This is a genomic window from Streptomyces sp. NPDC048106, assembly GCF_040706415.1.
Lineage (GTDB): Bacteria > Actinomycetota > Actinomycetes > Streptomycetales > Streptomycetaceae > Streptomyces.
The window spans coordinates 78,221-97,779 of the sequence record NZ_JBEZND010000020.1; the positions used below are offsets into that span (position 1 = coordinate 78,221).

The window sequence follows — 19,559 nt, forward strand, 5'->3', positions numbered from 1 at the left end:
GCCGGCGCCGGACGGCCGCCCGCTGCCGGCCGGTTCAGCCGGCCAGCAGTTCGCGCAGTTCGGTCACCACCGCCTGCTCGTCCGTGCCGGTCAGCGCGGCGAGGGCGGTGCGCCAGGCGGCGTGGGCCTCCGGGTGCCGGCCGCGTGCGTGCAGCAGGAGGCCGTGCTGGTGGCGGGCCAGACCGCCCGTGTAGCGGTCGGCACGGACATCGGCGCGGCGCAGCAGCTCGCCGCACTCGGTGTACGCCCGCTCGCTCTCCCCCAGCCGCCGCAGCGCGCGGACCAGCCCGAGCCGGATCTGGGACTCGCCGTGCCAGTCGCTGTGCCCGCCGAGGATGCGCAGGCTCTGCTCGAAGTGCCGGGCGGCGGCGGCCGGTTCGTCGAGCCTGAGGTGGGCGTATCCGATGTTGCAGTGCGCGGTGTAGCGCAGGATGACGGCATCGGTCGACTCCCCGATCGCCAGCGAGCGCCGGTGCTGCTCGATGGCGGCGCGCGGGTCGGTGTGTTCGTAGAGGTTGCCGAGATGGCTGTGGGTGACGGCCTCGCCGAAGGTGTCGTCCAGCAGCCGCGAGTAGGACAGGCTCTGCCGCAGCGCCTCCTCGGACTCCGCGAACCGGCCGAGCCCCTCCAGCAGCAGCCCCCGGTTGTTCAGACAGCGCCGGATGCGGCTGGGCACGCCGAGCCGGCGCCAGCTTTCCAGGCAGCGGTCGGTCAGCGCGAGGGCGTCGTTGTGCCGGCCGGTCAGGAAGTGCAGGCCCGCGAGATCCCCAAGCGCGTACGCCTGCGCCGCCTCGTCCCCGAGTCGCCGCGCCGCGCCGAGCGCGGCCCGCCCGAGCACCTCCATCTCGGTGACCCGGCCGCTGCGCTGCACATACGGAAAGAGCAGGCGCCCCAGCACCGAGAGGTGGGCCAGCCTGCGCGGATCGGCCGAGTCGGCGTTGCGCGCCACCAGCGCGACCACGTTCTCCAGTTCCGTCTCGCCCCAGGCGCACGCGTGCGCGGCCGACTCGAAGGAGCACATCCCGGCCACGGCGGCGGCGTGCTCCGCCGGCTGCGCGGAGGTCGGCCGCCGCCGGTCGTCCAGATCGAGGCCGGGTTCCACGATGGCGACGAGCACGCGCTCGGCCACGGCGGCGTACCAGCAAAGGGCGGTGAGGTCGGGGGGTGTGCCGTGCCGGGTACGCGCGTGCGCCGGACCCGCGACGGGAGCGGACCGGGCCGGGACCGCGGCCGCACGGAACTCGCCCTCGCCTTCGGCCAGTTCACGGGCGTACTCGCGGACCAGGTCGTGCGGGGTGTAGCGGCCGTAGGCCGTCTCCTCCAGGAGGGCCACGTCCACGAGGCGGTCCAGGGCGGCCTCGGCGCGGCGCGCGTCGATGCCGGCGAGGCGGGCGATGAGGGGGGCACCGTAGGTCGGCAGGTCGAGCGCGCCGACGCGGCGCAGGACGAGGGCCGCGTCCCGGTCGGCCTCGCGTGCGGCGACGGCGAGGGCGTCATGGGCGACGGCGAGGGAGCGCCGGACGCTGAGGTCGTCGTACTCCAGGTGCCGCAGCCGGCCTCCGCTGGCGGCCAGTTGGCCGGCGAGCGCGTCCGGGGTGAGCGCGCGCCGGGCGGCGAGCCGGGCCGCGACCACGCGCAGGGCCAGCGGCAGCCCGCCGGTCAGCTCGACCAGGGGGTGCCCGGCGTCCAGTACCGCGCGACCGCTCAACGCGCGCAGCAGGGCCGCGCTGTCCTCACCGGTCAGGGGCGCGAGCGGGAAGCGCCGGGCGCCGTCGAGGGTGGTCAGCGGCGAGCGGCTGGTGACGATCACCGAGCAGCCGGGGCCGGCCGGGAGCAGGGGCCGCACCTGGGCGGCGTCGGCCGCGTCGTCCAGGACCAGCAGGATGCGGGCGGGGGCGAGCAGGGAGCGGAGCAGGGCGGCGGCCGCGTCCGGGTGTTCGGGCACGTTGCGGGGCTCGACCCCGAGATCCCGCAGCAGCGTGGCGAGCGCGTGCGCGGGGCTCAGCGGGGGCATGCCGGGCGTGGCGCCGTGGAGGTTGACGTAGAGCTGGCCGCCTGGAAAGCGTCCCCGCAGCTCATGGGCGACCTGGAGGGCGAGCGCGCTCTTGCCGACGCCCGCCATGCCGGAGACCACGGCGACGGCCGGCGCCGACCCGGCCGACTCGGTCAGCGCGTGCCGCAGGGCGCGGTGGGCGTCGGCACGACCGGTGAAGTGGGCGGGCGGGGACGGCAGTTGCGCGGGGGGCGGGGGGAGGTGGGGGGTGTGCGGGGGCTGCGGTGGGGCCGCGTCACCTTCGCGGTCCCGGTCGCGGTCCCGGTCGCGGTCCCGGTCGCGATCGCGATCGCGATCGCGGCCATGGTGTTCGCCGTCGCGGTCGCGGCCATCGTGTTCGCCGTCGCGGGGGTGTTCGCGGTCGTGTTCGCCTTCGTGCTCGCTGTCGTGTTCGTCCTGGTGGCCGCCGTCGTGGTCACCCTTGTCCGCACGCCCGAGGTCGTCCTTGTACGCGCAGCCACGCTCGTCCTTGTGCGCGCACCCGCGGTCGCCTTCGCGCTCGTCCTCGCGTGAAACCACGGCAGTGGCCGCGTCCTCCCCGGCCGGTTCCCACGGCTTCCCGGTCTCGTCGCCCGAGGGCCGCTCGCCGCTCCCCCGCAGCACCTCGACGTGCGCCTCGCGGATGGCGGGGCCGGGTTCGACGCCGAGTTCCTCGATCAGGCGGGCGCGCAGATCGCGGTGGACGGCGAGGGCCTCGGCCTGGCGGCCGGTGCGGTGCAGGGCGAGCATCAGCTGGCGGTGGTACCGCTCGCGGAGCGGATGCTCGGCGACGAGGGCCGCCAGCTCGGGGACGAGCGCCGCCGGTCGCGCACCGCCGAGGGCGAGTTCGGCGTCGTAGCGCCATTCCAACAGCAGCAGCCGCGCCTCCTGTAGGCGCGACACCAGGATGCGGCCGCTGAGGTCGGGCAGTCCGCTGAGCGGGGTGCCGCGCCACAGGGCGAGCGCGCTCGTGCAGGCCTTCACGACACTCGGCCAGTCGCGCCGGGCGTGCGCGACGCGGGCGTCGGCGACCAGGGCATCGAACACGTGCACGTCCAACTCGCCCTGGTCGACGCGCAGCAGATAGCCCGGCGGTACGGATCTGAGCCGGTCGGGGTCGTCCAGCAGCCGGCGCAGCCGGGTGACGTGGTTGTGCAGGGACGCCTGCGCGGAGGCCGGCGGCGCCCCGCCCCACAGCGCGTCCTTCAGCGACTCGACCGACACGACCCGGCCGGGCTCCAGCAGCAGCACGGTGAGCAGGACGCGCATCTTGGGGCTGCCGATGGCACGGACCGCGCCGTCGAGGGCGTCGTAGGACATCTCGTGCGGCCGGGTCCCGCGCGGGTCGGCCGGGTCGCCGTACGACGGGAAGTCATAGAGGACCGGCGGACCCAGCAGTCCGAACCGCAGCTCGCGCCGCCCTTTCACGCCGCTCCACTGCCTTCCCGCGCGGTCGGGGCCGACCGTGCTCCGCGGCGGGCGCACGCCCGCCGTACTCTGGCGGAAATCCATCCCGCGGCTGACGATTTCCCGCCACCTTCCGTGACCGGCCCTACTGCCGTCCACGTGGCGGCCGGTCCTGGTCAACTGCTGGTCGGAGGACCAGTTGGCGGACCGCCCTTCCTTCTGCTGCCGCTGTCACCTGGCGAGTTCCGGCCATCTGGACCGTGGCCCGCCGAGGAACCATTGGCCACATGTTAGCGATCCGTTGGTGAGAGTTGATGTGATCATTCCATCGGAACCGGCCCGACGGCGCGCGCGTCAAACGCGTAACTCGGGGGAGTGTCGCCGCAGGTCGGATCCGGGGACGTGGGTGGTCCCGGTCGGCGGAGGTGAACGGCCGGGGCCCCGTCCCGCCTTCGCACGCCGGCCCGCGCGCCCGTCAGAGCACGGGCGGGCGCCCCAGCCTCGTGAGACGCAGCACCGTCCGCCAGCGCATCGCGCGGCGCTCACCGGCCGGCTCCCGCACCCCCTCCACGAACCCGCCGAACCACGCCCTGAGCCCGGCCGCGGAACGGACGCGGGCGAGGGTGAGCAGCGTCCACACCCCGAGGTGCACCGGGATGAGCGCGAGCGGCAGCCGGCGCCGGACGAGCCAGACGCGATTGCGGGCGTTGACGCGGTAGTAGATGGCGTGCCGGGCCGGGGAGGTCTTGGGGTGCTGGAGCAGCAGTTCGGGCACGTAACGGATCTTCCAGCCGGCGTCGGCGGCCCGCCAGGCGAGGTCGGTCTCCTCGTGCGCGAAGAAGAACTCGGCCGGCCAGTCCCCGGTCTCGGCCAGCATGGCCATGCGCAGGGCGTGGCCGCCGCCCAGGAACCCGGTGACGTACCCGCCGCGCATCGGATCGGATTTGCCGATCCTCGGCACGTGCCGCTGCTGCGTCTCGCCGTGTTCGTCGGCGATGCGGAAGCCGACGATGCCGAGGCGCGGGTCGGCGGCGTACAGGTCCCGTACCCGGCGCAGCACGTCGGCGTCGACAAGCAGCCCGTCGTCGTCCAGTTCCACGACGACGTCGACGTCCCCGAACTCGCGCAGCCGGGCGAGGGCGACGTTGCGGCCGCCCGGACAGCCCAGGTTCTCCGCCACGTCGATGGCGGTGACCTCGCCGGGCAGGGAGAGGCGACGGGCGAACTCGGGGAGCCGGCAGCCATTGCCGACGATCACGATCCGGGCGGGGGCGAGGTCCTGCTTGGCCACGGACTCCAGCAGGGCGTCGACCTCCGCGGGCCGATTGCCCATCGTCACCACGGCAACGGCGATCCTCGGCTCCGCCACGTCCCTCACCCCATCCGGCCGGCGGCGGCGCGACCTGACCGCGCGCCGCCCATCGTTCACCACGATGTTGCCTCAGGTCCGCGGGTTCGTTCGCCCTCCCCTTCCCCGTTCCCCGGGCGGTGGGGTCCGGCGTCCTCGACGGACCCCACCGCCCTCTGTCACCTGGGGGTGGGGATCGGTGTCGCGGACTGCCGTGCGAGCTGGGCGAAGACCGTGTCGAGGGTGCCGTGGATGGCGAGGGTCTCGTCGAGCGGCATCAGCGGCGACTCCCGCTCACCGGCCCGCAGACAACGGGCGACCTCCTCCGCCTGGTAGACGTAGCCGTTGCCGCGCAGGTCGGCGCGGAAGGTCTCCGGCTCCTCGCCCGCGCGGTGCAGCACCAGGGTGTGCGGCGCGAAGAACGGCGAGGGCACCTCGATGCGGCCCTTGGTCCCGGTCACCATCGCGGTCCACGACGACTGAGACGTGAGCGCGCAGTGCAGCAGCGCGACGGCACCGGAGTCGTACCCGAGCAGCATCCCGGTGTTGGCGTCGACGCCGCTCGGCGCGACGGCGGCGGTCGCCTGGACCGACGCGGGCGCGCCGAGCAGCATCCAGGCGAAGTACAGCGGGTAGACGCCGAGGTCGAGCAGGGCGCCGCCGCCCAGTTCGGGGGACCACAGGCGGTGCGCCGGGTCGTACGGCGAGCTGGTCCCGAAGTCGGCCTGGACGGCGGTGACGTCACCGATCGCCCCGTCGGCCACCAGCTCCCGCAGCCTGCCGATCAGCGGGTTGAACCGGGTCCACATCGCCTCCATGGCGAACAGGTTCCGGGCGCGCGCGAGTTCGACCAGCCGTCGTGCGTCGGCGGCGTTCCCGGTGAACGGCTTCTCCACCAGCACCGCCCGGCCGGCTTCGAGCGCGAGGGTCGCGTGGGCGAGGTGGTAGGTGTGCGGCGTCGCCACGTAGACCACGTCGACCTCGTCGTCGGCGACGAGCCGCTCGTACGAGTCCCATGCCCGCTCGACGCCGTACTGCCGGGCGAAGGTCTCGGCGGTTCGCCGTTCACGGGAGCCGACGGCGGAGACCGTGTGGCCGGGGAGAAGGAGGAGATCCTCGGTGAACCGCTGGGCTATCCATCCGGTGCCGAGAATGCCCCATCGCAGGGGGGATTCCGTCATGGCCGAGATTCTACGAACGAACGTTCCCGTACCGGCCGGCGGGACGGCGCCCCGTGGGCCGTCAGGGCCCCGGGGCGTCCGTTCACGGCACGACGGGGTGCCGGTCAGCCGATCTTGTCGACGGGGCCGACGGCCAGATAGGTGACGTGCGTGGCGGTGCCGCGGTCGCTGCCCTTCGTGCTGACGCTGGTCGTCTCCAACAGCATGCTGGTCTTGGGATCGATCACCATGCGGTCGCTGCTGGCGACGCCGTCGAAGACCAGCTCGGTGCCGGTGCGGCCGGCGCTGTCCTTCACCGTGCCGACGAGCTTGACCCCGTGCAGGCGGGAGAGCGCCCGGTAGAGCCCGGCGCGCAGTCCGGGGCTCGCGGGGGACGCGCCGAGGAGGGAGCCGGCCTGGAGGAAGGCGGACTGGCCGCCGTACTCCTTGGAGCCGTTCATCAACGCGGCCAGCTTCGCCGGGTCGGTGGGCAGCCGGTCCAGGTCACTCCAGTTGTTCAGCTCCTTGGGGCCGAGGCGCCAGCCGAAGAGACCGGACTTCTTGTACTGCCGGCCGTCCGCGACGATGTAGACGGCGTCCATCGAGCGCGCGTAGTAGAGGTCGTACGCGGGATTCGGCTTCGCTCCCGTGTGGCCGACCTTCTCGCGCACCTTCCAGTACCGCGCGCCGGAGGAGACCGAACTGGCGTAGGCCACGTCGGCGGTGTGGTCCAGGAAGGCGGCGGCGGTGACGGGCTGCCGCGCCGACGGCGCGGGGTGGCCCGTGCCCGGCCCGCCGCCCGTGGAGCCGTACGCCACCACGCCGGCCGCGACGGCGGCGGCCGCCACCGCCGTCGCGAGGATCCGCCGGCCGTGGGCGAAGGAGCGCCGCCGGCGGGGGACCTCCACCGGGTGCCGCGCGGTCTCCTGGCGTGCGGCGGCGTCGACGGCCGCCAGCGCGTGGGCGAGGACCCGCGGGGCCGGGGGTTCGACGCGGCCCGCGTCCTGGAGCGCCTCGGCGCCCGGGAAGTCGAGGAAGTCCTGTCGCTGGGTCATGCCGGTTCCTTTCGGTCCATACGTGCCGGAGCGGTTCGCGCCGCTGTCAGGGGGTGTCCGGGGGCGAGGCAGGCGCGCAGCCGGCCGCGGGCGCGATGCAGGCGGGAACGAGCCGTGCCGGCCGGGACTCCCACCACGGCGGCGGCCTCCGTCGGAGTCAGCTGCTCCCAGGACACCAGCAGCAGCAACTCCCGTTCCTCGGCAGGTAGTTCGGCCAGCGCCCGGCGCAGCCGGGGGGCCAGGGCGGCGGCGTCCAGCCGCTGGTCCACGGCCTGCCACGGGTCGACGGCGGTGGCTTCGGGCAGGGTCATGTTCCGCTCGGCCCGCCGGATGTGCCCGGCCAGGACGTTGCGGGCCACCCCGAACAGCCAGCCCCGGGCCGACCCGCGCGCGGCGTCGAAGGTGCGCCGCGCCGAGAAGGCCTGGAGCCAGGCGTCGGCCAGCAGGTCGTCGGCCGCGCCGGGCGCTCGCCGGGCGAAGTAGCCGTGCAGGGCGGTCGAGAACTGTTCCACCAGGGGTGCGAACGCGGCCGGGTCGCCGGCGGCGCGCGTCAGCAGAGCGTCATGGTCACATCCGCTCTGATGCTCGTGATCCGGTTCCACGGAGTCTCCGTCTCCGACCGCCCGACGGCGGTCTCACCCTGTACTTGTCGCGCGGCGCGCGGAGCGTTCGCGCCGACCGCGGGATCACCGTGCGACGCCGCGGCACTGGGTCACTGGCGTCACCGGTGTCATCGGCGCCATCGGCGTCGCCTGGTGGGGGGGGGCGGCTCGCCGGGCGGGGCGTGCGGAAACACGATGCCGCCCGCCGTGTCCCGGTCGGGACCCGGCGGGCGGCACGGGTGTGCTGCTGTCGGTACTGCCCTGGGTCAGCAGCCGATCGGCGAGGAGCCGACAGCCACGTCGTCGAACCACAGGGTGTCGTCACCGCCGCCGTAGCTCTCCCAGCCGAGGCGCAGGGCGGTGGGGCGCGGTGCGGTGGTGCGGGACAGCCACTGCTGGTCGATGTCCGCGGTGGGGACCCCGTCCGCGTGCAGGCCGGGCACCTGCTCGTCGCCCAGCCAGGTGTCGAGGTTGCCGTTCGACGTGTTGATCATGAATCGCAGGCACTGCCAGCTCCCGGTCGGCAGCGGTCTGCTCTGCGCCACGCCGGCCGGGCTCTGCGCGGGCAGGGTGGCGTCGTCGATCTCCCGGTTCCACTGGAGGGCGCCGTTCTGGCCGCCGATGCGCAGGGCCTTGCCGCCCTGGGAGGTGTCGGGCATGGAGACGAAGGCGACGTGCCCGGCGGGGAGCGCGGTGGTGTGCCGTACCCACATGCGGATGTACACGGGACTCACCGACGACAGGTTCGCCGTCGTGCCGACGAAGGCGTGGTTGCAGTAACCGGCCTTGCCGTCCACCCGCATCGACTTGGCTCCGGTGTGCGCGACGGAGGTGTCGACCGTGACCGTGCCGGAGCCCTGGCAGTCGGGCGCCACGAACTGCCAGGCGCCGGAGGGCGTGGCACCGCTCTGGTCCTCGAACCCGGAGCACACCACGGCGCCGCCGCAGTCACCACTGGACGGCGGGTCCGTCGGGGGCGGGGTGGTCGGGGGCGGCGTGGTCGGGGTGCCCGGATCGGTCGGCGTCGTGGTGCCGCCGCAGGCCACGCCGTTGACCGCGAAGTCGGTCGGCGTGGGGTTGGCGGACTGGTAGGTGCCCTGGACGCCGAAGTCGGCGGAACCGCCCGTCGCCAGGCCGCCGTTCCACCCGGCGTCCGTGGCGGTGACGGCCTTGCCGCTCTGGGAGACGGTGGCGTTCCAGGCCGACGTCACCTGCTGGTCGCCGCCGTACGTCCAGGTCAGACGCCAACTGGTGATCGCCGGGCCGAGGTTGGTGACCTTGATCGCCGCGGTGTATCCGCCGGACCACTGGTTGACGGTGTAGTCGACCCGACAGCCGGAGTCCGCGGCGCTGCTGGGGGGTGCCGCGATGAAGGCGGACAGCAGCAGCCCGACGACCGAGAAGGCCGCCAGGGCCGCCACCACCCAGGGCCGGTGCCGTAATCGTGTGACGAGTGTGCGCATGGTGCCTCCGATACGGGGGTTGGGAGGGATACCGCGGCCAAAACGTGGGAGCGCTCCCACACATGACAACTACTTTGGCCGTGCACTGTCAATGCATCGGACCTCTTCCGTCCGATCCCGCAACGACTCGAACGACTCGGCGGCAGCGGCGGCCCGGACTCCACTGGAGTCCGGGCCCCGCCCTCGACTCAGTTCCCGCGGCGCCGCGCGACGGCGAACAGGGTGCCGCCCGTGATCAGGGCGACCAGGGCCGCCCCGGCCGCGTACCAGGGCAGCGCGCCGGTGCCCGTGTCGGCCATCGAACCCTGCCCGGTACCGCCCGAAGCCGCGGTGCCGGAGCCGGCCGAGGCGGAGCCGGAGGTCCCGCCGGAGGCCGAGCCGCCGCCGGCTCCGGAGCCGCCCCCGGAGCCGCCGGCGGAGTCGCCCCCGGAGGAGGAGCCGGAGCCGTGGCCCTGGGAGCCGTCGGCGGTCACCGTGATCGCCGCGGTGTTGTCCTTGGCGTTGCTGTCCTGGGACGGCAGCGTCACCTTGATGGAACCGGGTGCGAGGTCGGCGGGCTTGTCGATGCGGAGGCCGAACACGAACGGCGTGAGCTGTCCGGCGTCGAAGTACGCGTCGTTCTCGTCCTGGAAACAGGTGTAATGCCTGGCGCCGGGCTCGCCCTGCTTCCAGTCGTCGTCCGAGCGGCAGAGCTTCGGGACCTTCACCGCCGTCGTGCCGGGCGGGATCGTCACGTGGGCCTCGGAGGACGGCCCGTCGCCGGGACCCTCGGCGCGGTCGTACTGCTCGATGGAGGCGGGCCCGTTGTTCCGGACGCCCAGCTTCGCCTCCACCACCTGGCCGGCCGTGCCGTGGACGGTGGTGCCCAGCGCTTCGAGGTCGAAGGGGTTGTCCGTGAGGACCCAGCCGGTCCCGTAGTCCCGGTCGAACGGCTTGGGGCCGTCGGCCCGGGGGGTGACGGCCAGCGCACGCCCGGTGCCGCGGTGGACGTCGGTCAGGTTCAGGTGCTTGTAGTCGTATCCGTCGGCCGTGCCGTACACGGCCACGGACCACGATTCGCGCAGCGCGGTGCTGCGGACCTTCACCGAGAAGCCGTCGAGGTCATAGGCGCCGCCCGCCGCGACCGGGGTCTCGACGTAGCAGCGAGCCCCGACGCCGGCGTCTCCGATGCGGCCGTACTCGCAGTTGCCGAACTCCTCGCCGAACGAGAGGCCCTGGCTGACCCGCAGGGCGATGTAGACGCCGTTCAATGGCCTGGCACTGAAGTTCGTGAAGCCGAGTTCGGGACGCACCGTCTCGCCGGTCTTCTGCCAGGTGTCGCGGGGGGTGCTCCGGTCGAGGAGCGGGCCCTTGTCCGGCACCTCCGCCTTGAACGTCGTCCCGCCGAGCGTGGTGTCACCGGCTTCGGCGGAGATCCGGACATCGCCCGTGAAACCGGGTCGCGCGGTCGAGAGGTCCCGGAATTGCAGGGTGAGGTTATCCAGGACACCGCCCGGCTGAAGCGGTTTGCCGTAGTTCAGCTTCTCGCCGTCGCACACGTACAGGAGCTGCTGCTTCTCGACGCAGGCGTCAGGAGGGATCAGGCTCATCTGGCCTTTGACGGCCGTGGCATCGACTGTCACCGTGAAGTCCGTCAGCTGCTGCGACCCGGTGTTGCGCGCGTGCAGGTAGGCGGAGGCGTAGTCACCCTGGTACGGCTCCACCTGTAGCGGGTTACCGCCCTCGGAGACGGTGAACTCCAGTGTCTGCGCGCTCTCCGCGGCCTGGCCGGGGAAGGACGCGCCCAAGGTCAGCAGGCCCGCCGCGAGGGCGGTGGCACTGGCCCGGAGGGCGTTGCGGGGCAGGGGTCTCGGCACGGTGTTCCTTCGGCGGATTCGCGTTGCGGCGGACCGGTAGTCCGATCGCCCACTCAGATCGCCAACGGCGGGCGAAGGTTGTACGAACACGAGGCGCCTCGCGGCGTGCGCCCCGCCCTTTGTCTTCGCCGAACGAGAAAACCCCAGGTCAGCGAATATCTGACCTGGGGTTCCAATGGAGCCGCTTTCGGGATTCGAACCCGAGACCTACGCATTACGAGGGCCTGCAAGATCATCCCGGGTGGTGCTAGACGATGTCGCAGAATCCCGTTTTCGCTGATCAGGGACTTATAGGCGCGATCGTCGTGACAGCTGGTCCACCCCCGTGCCGCCCAGTCCGCTCACGCAGCGCTCACGCAAACAGGTCGTCCGACAACCGCAAACCCGCAGGTCTCCGGTGCTGTCGGAAGCGACCACCCGTACGAGTCATTGCCCCAGGCCCGGCTCCGGGGTGAGCTGTTTCCATGCATCGCTGGTCTCCCCTGAATGAACGACAGCTCGCCCTGCTCGGCCGGCTCGCGGACGGCGAGCAGTCCGAGGAGCCCTGGGATCCCGGCGAGTTCCGTACTGCCTACGCGCTGCGCGACCGAGGGCTCGTGACGATCAAGCGCAACGGGAGTGAGGTGGATGCCCAGGCCACCGAGGCAGGCACCTTCTACATCGAGCACGGCCACCACCCGGACGACCCCGCACACGCCGGGGAAAAACAGACCGCCAAGGGGAAGGGGGTAGACAGCACCCGCTCGGCGGGCTACGCCGATAGGCCAGTCGCACTCGCCCGTCGCACCAAGGCGAAGGAACTCATCGAGCGACTCGCCACGGACAGGCGGGTCACCATCTCCGAGCCCAATGACACGACGGTGACGGAGTGGCGACGCGTGATCGACTATGCGAAGCGCCACAGCCTCGTCCCTGAGGGCAAACGCATCGAAAGCCTCCGCATGTGGAATCGCGACCTGCAGATCTCTCTGGTCGAGGGGCCCCACCCCAACTCACTGAGGCAGAGGCCGGATGAGGCACCGCCTGTCCACGTACCCACTCAGTTGCGCTCTCCGCATCCGGTAGTGGCGGCATTGAGAGACGACGAGGGCCGCCTCGTCATGCCCGCCCCACTGCGCCGCCGATCGTTGCTGCTTCTCCAGGGCCTCGCCGCCGAGGCAGTACGCCGCGGGCACAAGGCAAAAGAGCACGAAGTCCCCTCCCGACACCGCAGCCATGCCTACACGTACAACGGGCGGCACTACCCCTCCAGCTACTCCCGCCGCGAGGGCGAACTGGACCTAGTCGTGGACGGATTCACCTACACCGTCACGATCCAGCAGGAGTTTCCCCAGTCCACCGAACCAGAGCGCTCCAAGAGCCTCGTGATCGAACTGGGCTACAGCCAAGCCAGGCGGCAGTCCCGCTGGGCTGATCGCAAGCGCTGGGTGCTGGAGGACATCCTGGGAGCCGTGCTCCGGGAGATCGAGACCCGCGCTGCAGAGGACGCCCAGCGGAAGGCGGACGAGGAGCGGGCGAAGGCCGAGCGCGAGGTTCGCTGGCGGGCGGCCATGAAGAAGGCGAAAGACCTGGCCGCCCAGGAGCAATATGCCGAGGTACTCCGCGCGCAGGCCCGCCAGTGGCAGGAAGCAGCGGACCTAAGCGCGTACTGCAACGCCCTGGAGCGCCGACTGGAAGAGGCGGCTGGGGAAGATGAGGCGGCGGTGGCCTCGGCGCACGGGTGGTTGGCCTGGGCACGCGGATACGTTCAGAGCCTCGACCCACTGACCCCTCTACCCGACATGCCCACCACTCGCGAACCGAAGCCCGAGGAGCTCGCGCCCTACCTGAACGGCTGGAGCCCACATGGCCCCGAAGCGCACCGCGGCTGGGGAGCCCGCTGAGGAGAATCGGGAACCCCCACACGAGGCGCACCCAATCCGAGCTGGTGCCGGCCTCGCGCCTTGGGCGAGACCGGCACAGGCGAAAGATCCCCGGACCTACGCCTCCGCGATGACTTCCTCAGCTGTGACGTCCGGCTTGACCTCGCCACCCAGTGCCTCGGCGATCGCCTCGAACTCGGCGAGGGCTGCCTGAAGGTCCTCCACGATCTCCTGGGCGATGACCTCGGGAGGAAGCAGGCTGTCGGCGTCGTCGAGCGCCGGGTCCTTCAGCCAGGCGATGTCGAGGTTGACCTTGTCACGGGCAACGAGCTCCTCGTACGTGAACCGCTTGAAGCGGCCGTCCTCGGTCTCCTCGCGCGCAGACCGGTCGTCCGCCTTGTACGCCTCGATGAAGTCGGTCAGGTCGGCCAGGCGGAGGGGACGCTGCTTGAGCGTGAAGTGCATCCCAGTCCGGAAGTCGTAAACCCAGACCTCGGACGTGTTGGGTACGTCGTCGGCCCGCGGGGGCTTCTTCTCGAAGAACAGGACGTTCGCCTTCACACCGCCGGCATAGAAGATGCCCGTGGGCAGGCGCAGGATCGTGTGCAGGTTGAACTCCTGGAGGAGGCGCCGCCGGATCTTCTCGCCAGCCCCACCCTCAAACAGGACGTTGTCGGGCAAAACAACTGCCGCGCGACCGTCCATCTCCAGCAGCGACATGATGTGCTGCAGGAAGTTCAGCTGCTTGTTGGTCGTCGTCGCCCGGAAGTCAGACCGGTCGTACGTGATGTCCTCGCGGTCAGTCTTGCCGTCCGTCCCCACCACAGTGATCGCCGACTTCTTACCGAACGGCGGGTTGGCGAGAACGAGGGATGCCCGCTCGGTGGGAGCATCGGCAAGCGCATCACCAGTGGTGATGAGGGACTTCCCTCCAGCCTCACCAATGCCGTGCAGCAACATGTTCATCGCAGCGAGGCGAGCGGTACCAGGAACCAGCTCGTTTCCCCAGATGGTGCCTTGTCCGAGCGCAAGGCGCTGCTCTCGGGAAAGGCCCTTGAGGTGGCGCTCGCGGATGTAGCTGTGCGCCGCGATCAGGAAGCCCGCAGTGCCGCAGGCCGGGTCCGTAATCTTGTCCTGGGGGCCCGGCCGCATCACCTGGACCATGGCATCGATCAGAGGGCGCGGTGTGAAGTACTGGCCAGCACCGGTCTTGGTGTCTTCGGCCCCCTTGGCCAGCAAGCCCTCGTACGCGTCGCCCTTGAGGTCAGTACCCTCCAGCACCCAGTCTGTCTTGCCGATCAGCTCAACGACCAGCTTTTCGAGGAGAGCGGGCTCCGTGATCCGGTTCTGAGCCTTGGCAAAGACGGTGCCGAGCGTTGTTCCGGGGCGCCTGCCAAGATCGGTGAGCACCTTGCGGTAGTGGGCCTCCAACTCCTCACCGCGCTTGGAGGCAAGCGACTGCCAGTCCAATGCGGACGGAACGATGGGGGTTGCCGTCTCCTCCGCGAAGGGATCAGCGGCCAGCTCGTCGGCCATCTTGAGGAAGAGCAGGAATGAGAGCTGTTCGACGTACTCAATGGTCGATAGGCCATTGTCACGCAGGACGTTGCAGTAGTTCCACAGCTTGGCAACGAGCGCGTTGGTTTCCGCAGCCTTGGCAGGGGCGGTCGAAGCGGTCTCAATGGTGCTCATCAGAGCTCGAACTCCTGCTGGATGGCATTGCTGGGGATTGATTCGATGGCGGATGAAGGTGCAGGCATAACGCCAGCACTCTCCCTCACTGTTCGCACGCGACGAACACGACTGGATTTGCGCTTACCGGCCTGCTCGCGCGCACTTCTAATCCTCTCTCGGATCGAGCTGGCTGGCTCGTCGACAGGATCTTGCGAAATTAGACTACCGGAGAAGGCTCGCCTAAGGATAGATTGCCGAAGGAGATGACTGCGCAATTTGGCCGCTCGCAGAGTATCCCGCACAGAATCGACGGACGTTTCCCAAGCGTCGGCGTCCTCTACGAGAGATTTTTGATCGGACATCGACGGAACGGGAATCTTAACCGACTTCACCTTGGCCGTGCTGAGGGTATATAGCCCGCTCGTCGACCTCGCGACCTCACGCAACTGGTCGACAACAAGCGGAGAATTCCAGACCAGCTCCAGGTAGCGAGGCAGGATCTCCCCGCCGGGGCGAACCCTAATCAGGTGGTTCTGGTGAACGGAATTGTCAACCTCTCCGCGCCATGTGGCCGCCCTCCCAATCTGGTCAGGACTGCCGTTACCCTCAACGACAAGAAGGTCGCCACACTCAAGCCTGTGCCGCTCCAACTCGCCAGCGAACAGTTCGATCTGGTGAATCTCATCAAGCTGCAGTTTTCCACGGGCAACGTTCGCCACGCGAAGGAACGGGAAGGAATTATCTACCGGTCGACGTTTCTGCTGCTTCTGGATTCCGCCGCTCACCTCGGCGACTTCAGAGACCAAGCGAAGGTCCGCCTGGACGCTCCGCCCATTAAGGTCGCCGCGCGCCACAGCATTTAGCACAGATGACCAGGCATGACCGGAACGCTTCATGTTCCGACTGATACTTTTCTCCGCAGCGTCGAGGCGGGAGATCACATCGTCAAGCACCTCAACAATTCGACGCTGCTCGGCAAGCGGAGGCAAGGGAATCGACCAAGAAGCGAGCTTCGCCGAACCAAGGTGATGAATTCCGACCCCTCGGGCACCTCTCGCAAAAGCCCCACTCAGCGCTTCGTAGCGCAGGAGCAGCAGCAGATATTGAGGATCGATTCCGGGCTCTGGCCGAACGCGGATCAAGGTGTTTTGGAAGCAGCAATCGTCGATCTGACCGTTCCAGAGCGCTGGCTTACCCACTTCTCTTGGAGATCCCGATGCCTCACCCAAGACGATATCCCCCGGGAGCAGCCGATACGTTTCAAGTTCGGCGTCGGTGAAGTTCATCTCCTTCACATCGTCGAGCTTGAGACCATTCCAATCGACATTGGCTGCACGCAGGTAAGGGCGCATCTGCTCGCCAGAGTGGTTCTTGGGAGACCGCTGGCGCCCGAGTCGCACCTCGGCGATTTCCTCCAGGCGTACGGAGCACCAACCCGGCGGAAGTTCCGTCTTGCTCAAGCCAGTTCTCGATTCAGCTCATTCAGGAAGTCGTGCGGGTTGCGCCCCGGAAAAGCCAAGGCCAAGCCCCTACCGCCGCCGCGGCTGATGAACGGTTCGGCTCGGAAATCCGGCGGAGTGATGCCGACGTCGCTGGCAACGACGTCGCGGATGGCCTCCAGCCACCACATCTGGTCCTCCGTGAACTCCACACCGGCCTGCCGCTGCCGGAGCAGCCAGCCTTCGAAACGCACTTCTACCGTCTCACGGTACGGCTTCAGCTCCGAATCCACGCCGAGCTCGAACCGGATAAGCGAGATGAGGTCCGGCACGCCGGCCTCCCTGCGCGGCTGCTCGGTGGCGCGGCCGAGGTCCTCGTAGTACGTCCACAGGACCTGCGGGGTCCAGGCGAAGTCGGGGCGCCGAATCTTGTCGGCTAGCTCCTTGAGCGCTCCGTACGCCTCTGCCGGCCCGACCGAGCGAGGGCTGGAGAGCGCGATAGAGATCGCGGCGATCTTGTCGCGCTCGTCCTCCAGCAAGCGGCTCCAGCGGTCGACCTGCTCGCGTGCCCGCTCCTCGCGGGGAATCGCGTGAACGTTGGTGACGGCGACCGCAGTGGTCTCGTCCATCACGTAGTCCTTGTCCCGGCGGATCTCGATGATCAGCCGGCGTAGGTCGGGGCTGGCGGTGAGAGGGGCGACGGCAGAAACGATCAGTGCGTGGGCTGCCTTCTCGCCGCCCTCCGCCATGGCTCGGTCCTGCCTGTCGGGGTCGGCAGCCTGGACGATCTTGCCCGCGATATCCGAGAGGGTAAGCCCGCCAGCAGTCCTGGTGAGCTGATCGCGCTCGCCATCGTTGAGCTGCTGGTTCAGGCGGGCGAGACGACCGGCAAGGATCTCCGCCTCCGAGGCGCTGATCGACTTGGTACCGGCCTTGTCGAGGAGCTTGGCCAGGGAGACCTGGCGCTCCCCTGCCGGAACGAGCGGCCGTGCGTCCACGAGTGGAGAGTCGGTAACGCCGACTGCGTCCACGAGGACGAAGCGCTCCTTACGCACTCGCTCATCCCCGCCAGGGGTCACCTCCCGCAACTCAGTGGCGTCGATCGTGCGGGCGCCTCGTCCCTTCATCTGCTCGAAGAGGACCGCGCTGCGCACCTCCCGCAGGAAGATCACGCACTCCAGCGCCTTCACGTCCGTGCCGGTCGCGATCATGTCGACGGTCACGGCGATCCGCATGCGCGGGGACGTTCGCAGGGCACGGATCAGCTCGTCAGGGTCCTCGCCAGCCTTGCGGCTCTTGTACGTGATCTTCTTGGCGAACTCGTCGCCTCGCCCGAAGACCTCCTTGGCTTGAGCAAGAACGTCCTCGGCGTGGTCCTCACCGACCGCGAAGATCAGCGTCTTGGGAACTTCGTTGCGGCCGGGGAACCACCGCTGCCAGTTGTCCCGATATGCGGTGAGAACAGCTCGTATCTCATCGACGGCCACCACCGAGCGTCCGATCTGACGAGTGGTGTAGGTGAAGTCGTCCGCCAACTGCTCGTAACGCTGGTAGCGGGTCTTCCGGTCACGGATCTTGACCGTCGTGCCCTCTTCTATGGTCGCGCCGCCGTTCTCCCGCAAATCTGTATGGATGCGGATGACGTCGAAGTCGACGTTGACGCCGTCGGCTACAGCCTGGGGGTACGTGTACTCGGAGACCAGGTTCCGGCCGAAGAAGCCGAGGGTCTGCAGGGTCGGAGTGGCTGTCAGCCCGACGAGGTGGGCATCGAAGTACTCCAGCACCGCGCGCCACAGGCCGTAGATGGAGCGGTGGCACTCATCCACGATGATCAGGTCGAAGGACTCAATCGGCACGGCCGGGTTGTAGCCCACCTCGATGGGTCGCTCGGCAGCGTAGGACTCTTCGTACGCCGTGTCGTCGCTCGCCTCGTCTACCGGGTCGTCATCGACAAGCTGCTCGCCAGTCAGCAGGCGGTACATCTTCTGGATCGTGCAGATCACCACCGAGCTGCTGTCCTGCAGTCCTGCGGCACCCAGGCGCTCGACGTTGTAGATGTCGGAGAATTTGCGGCCATCATCCGGGGTCGTGAACTTCCGGAACTCGTCCAGCGCCTGCTTACCGAGGTTGTTTCGGTCCACCAGGAACAGCACGCGGCGAGCGCGGGCGTGCTTGAGCAGCCGGTACGTCTGGGAGACAGCGGTGTAGGTCTTGCCCGCGCCGGTCGCCATCTGAATCAGTGCCCGCGGCTTGTCCAGAGCGAGCGAGCTCTCTAGACCCTTGATCGCCTCGATCTGCGCCGGACGAAGACCGTTGCGGTGCAGCTCCGGAACCCTTCGCAAGGCGGCGCGGAAGGTCAGGGCCGCCGGGTGCTCCTCGGCACGCCGCATCCAGTCGGCGATGGTCTCCGGCTTGTGGAAGGCGAACACCTCACGGGAGCGCGCCTCGGGGTCCAAGCGGTTGATGAAGTACGTCTCGGTCCCCGTGGTCGCATATCGGAAGGCGAACGGCTCGTCCTCACGCCATACGGCAAGCCGGTGCTCTTTGAGCACCCCGCCCGCGTATCGGTCGTTCTGCGCGACCGCGCTGGCCAGGTGCGTACCCTCACGCTTAGCCTCGATGACGCCGGCGATCTGCCCGTCCACGTACAGGACGTAGTCGGCTCGTCCCGTGGCGAGCGTGAACTCACGCACGGCCACGCCCCGGCCAGCCATCGGGTTGACCTCGCTGCGGTCCTGCACTACCCAGCCGGCGGCGCGCAGCAGCTTGTCGATCTCCTTGCGGGCTTCGATCTCGTTAAGCGGAGCACGCCGCTGCGCACGATGGATGATCAAGTCACGGGCCGCCGGATCGACCTTGCGCGGGGCTTGGCGGGCCTCTTCGTAGGCGGCCGTCTGAGCAACACGCATCTCGGCAACCTGCGCTGCCAACTGCTCGATCTGGGCGAGGAGCTCCGCGTTGTTTGCGCTGGCACTGGCGATGAGGCGTTCCGCCTCGGCCCGGGCCTTCCGCTCCGCATCCAGCTCGCTCGTGGACTCCGTGAGGCGCGTACGCGCATCGGTCAGGGCCTGGCGGTGGCCGTCCAGAGCCTCATTCAGTTCCGCGGCCTCGTCTGGATCCGAGAGGCGCTCGACCGCCTGCGGATCCGTCGGCGGCACGAACTCCACGACCGTGCGGCGCCCGGAGATCGCGTCGTGGAACCACAGGCCGAGCTTGTGGCAGACGCGGACGGCGTCCAGCGCGCGTGCCGTATCGAACAGGTGGGCATGGGCAGCCTTGTTGCGGTCTACCCGCAGCTGGTCAAAGTCTTGACGCGTCTCAGGGATCAGGACGCCAGCTCGAGTCAGGGCGGTCAGCCGGTCGATCTGCCGGTTACCCTCCACTCGCATGCCGATTCGAGTGATGAGCTCCTCTGCGAGGACTTCGCCGAACTGGCCCGCCTGGACGAGCGAGGAGTTCGGGTTCGTGAAGACCGTGGCCTCGGCCTGGGCGCCGTAGAGCGACAGCAGGGGCTTCAGCGGGTAGAGGACGCCGAAGTTCGGAGAAGACTTAGCCAGTTTCTGCAGTCGCTCGTCCATGTCCCCCACCCGCTCCGCATCCTGCCGTTCCCAACCACGCACGCTCTTGTGTCGAGCTGACGCAAGTCTATGAGCGCAGAAGC

11 protein-coding genes are annotated in these 19,559 nt (G+C 69.6%); 1 reads left to right on the forward strand and 10 read right to left on the reverse strand.

The window, feature by feature from the left end; genetic code table 11:
• Positions 1-34: 34 nt before the first annotated feature.
• From AB0927_RS21270 to AB0927_RS21300, 7 genes are all read right to left on the reverse strand, one after another.
• The gene (locus tag AB0927_RS21270) at positions 35-3,352 is read right to left on the reverse strand and encodes a BTAD domain-containing putative transcriptional regulator (protein WP_366669265.1); all 3,318 of its coding nucleotides are present in this window, start codon (positions 3,350-3,352) and stop codon (positions 35-37) included.
• A 562-nt stretch (positions 3,353-3,914) separates the two neighbouring features.
• Positions 3,915-4,808, reverse strand: a complete 894-nt coding sequence (locus tag AB0927_RS21275) for a glycosyltransferase (protein WP_366669220.1) — start codon at positions 4,806-4,808, stop codon at positions 3,915-3,917.
• 158 nt (positions 4,809-4,966) lie between these two features.
• The gene (locus AB0927_RS21280) at positions 4,967-5,968 is read right to left on the reverse strand and encodes a Gfo/Idh/MocA family oxidoreductase (protein WP_366669221.1); all 1,002 of its coding nucleotides are present in this window, start codon (positions 5,966-5,968) and stop codon (positions 4,967-4,969) included.
• A 104-nt stretch (positions 5,969-6,072) separates the two neighbouring features.
• Complete coding sequence (locus tag AB0927_RS21285; protein ID WP_366669222.1) at positions 6,073-7,002, reverse strand: CU044_5270 family protein; 930 nt, start codon at positions 7,000-7,002, stop codon at positions 6,073-6,075.
• Complete coding sequence (locus AB0927_RS21290; protein ID WP_366669223.1) at positions 6,999-7,604, reverse strand: RNA polymerase sigma factor; 606 nt, start codon at positions 7,602-7,604, stop codon at positions 6,999-7,001. The genes AB0927_RS21285 and AB0927_RS21290 overlap by 4 nt, the downstream gene beginning before the upstream one ends.
• A 266-nt stretch (positions 7,605-7,870) precedes the next feature.
• Positions 7,871-9,067: a cellulose-binding domain-containing protein gene (locus tag AB0927_RS21295; RefSeq protein WP_366669224.1), complete on the reverse strand. Its 1,197-nt coding sequence runs from the start codon at positions 9,065-9,067 to the stop codon at positions 7,871-7,873.
• Positions 9,068-9,255: 188 nt separating this feature from the next.
• A complete protein-coding gene (locus AB0927_RS21300) occupies positions 9,256-10,923 on the reverse strand; it encodes a hypothetical protein (RefSeq protein ID WP_366669225.1) in 1,668 nt (555 codons plus the stop codon).
• 464 nt (positions 10,924-11,387) lie between these two features.
• Here AB0927_RS21300 and AB0927_RS21305 point away from each other — a divergent pair, with 464 nt between their 5' ends.
• The gene (locus AB0927_RS21305; RefSeq protein WP_366669226.1) at positions 11,388-12,806 is read left to right on the forward strand and encodes a hypothetical protein; all 1,419 of its coding nucleotides are present in this window, start codon (positions 11,388-11,390) and stop codon (positions 12,804-12,806) included.
• A 96-nt stretch (positions 12,807-12,902) separates the two neighbouring features.
• Here the strand turns inward: AB0927_RS21305 and AB0927_RS21310 are convergent, their stop codons facing one another.
• The 3 genes from AB0927_RS21310 to AB0927_RS21320 are packed head-to-tail and all read right to left on the reverse strand — an operon-like array spanning position 12,903 to position 19,476.
• Positions 12,903-14,477 carry a class I SAM-dependent DNA methyltransferase gene (locus AB0927_RS21310; protein ID WP_366669227.1) on the reverse strand — a complete coding sequence of 525 codons (1,575 nt, stop codon included), beginning with the start codon at positions 14,475-14,477 and terminating at the stop codon, positions 12,903-12,905.
• Complete coding sequence (locus AB0927_RS21315) at positions 14,477-15,919, reverse strand: restriction endonuclease subunit S (RefSeq protein WP_366669228.1); 1,443 nt, start codon at positions 15,917-15,919, stop codon at positions 14,477-14,479. The genes AB0927_RS21310 and AB0927_RS21315 overlap by 1 nt, the downstream gene beginning before the upstream one ends.
• Positions 15,916-19,476 carry a DEAD/DEAH box helicase family protein gene (locus tag AB0927_RS21320; protein WP_366669229.1) on the reverse strand — a complete coding sequence of 1,187 codons (3,561 nt, stop codon included), beginning with the start codon at positions 19,474-19,476 and terminating at the stop codon, positions 15,916-15,918. The genes AB0927_RS21315 and AB0927_RS21320 overlap by 4 nt, the downstream gene beginning before the upstream one ends.
• Between the last annotated feature and the right edge of the window lie 83 nt (positions 19,477-19,559).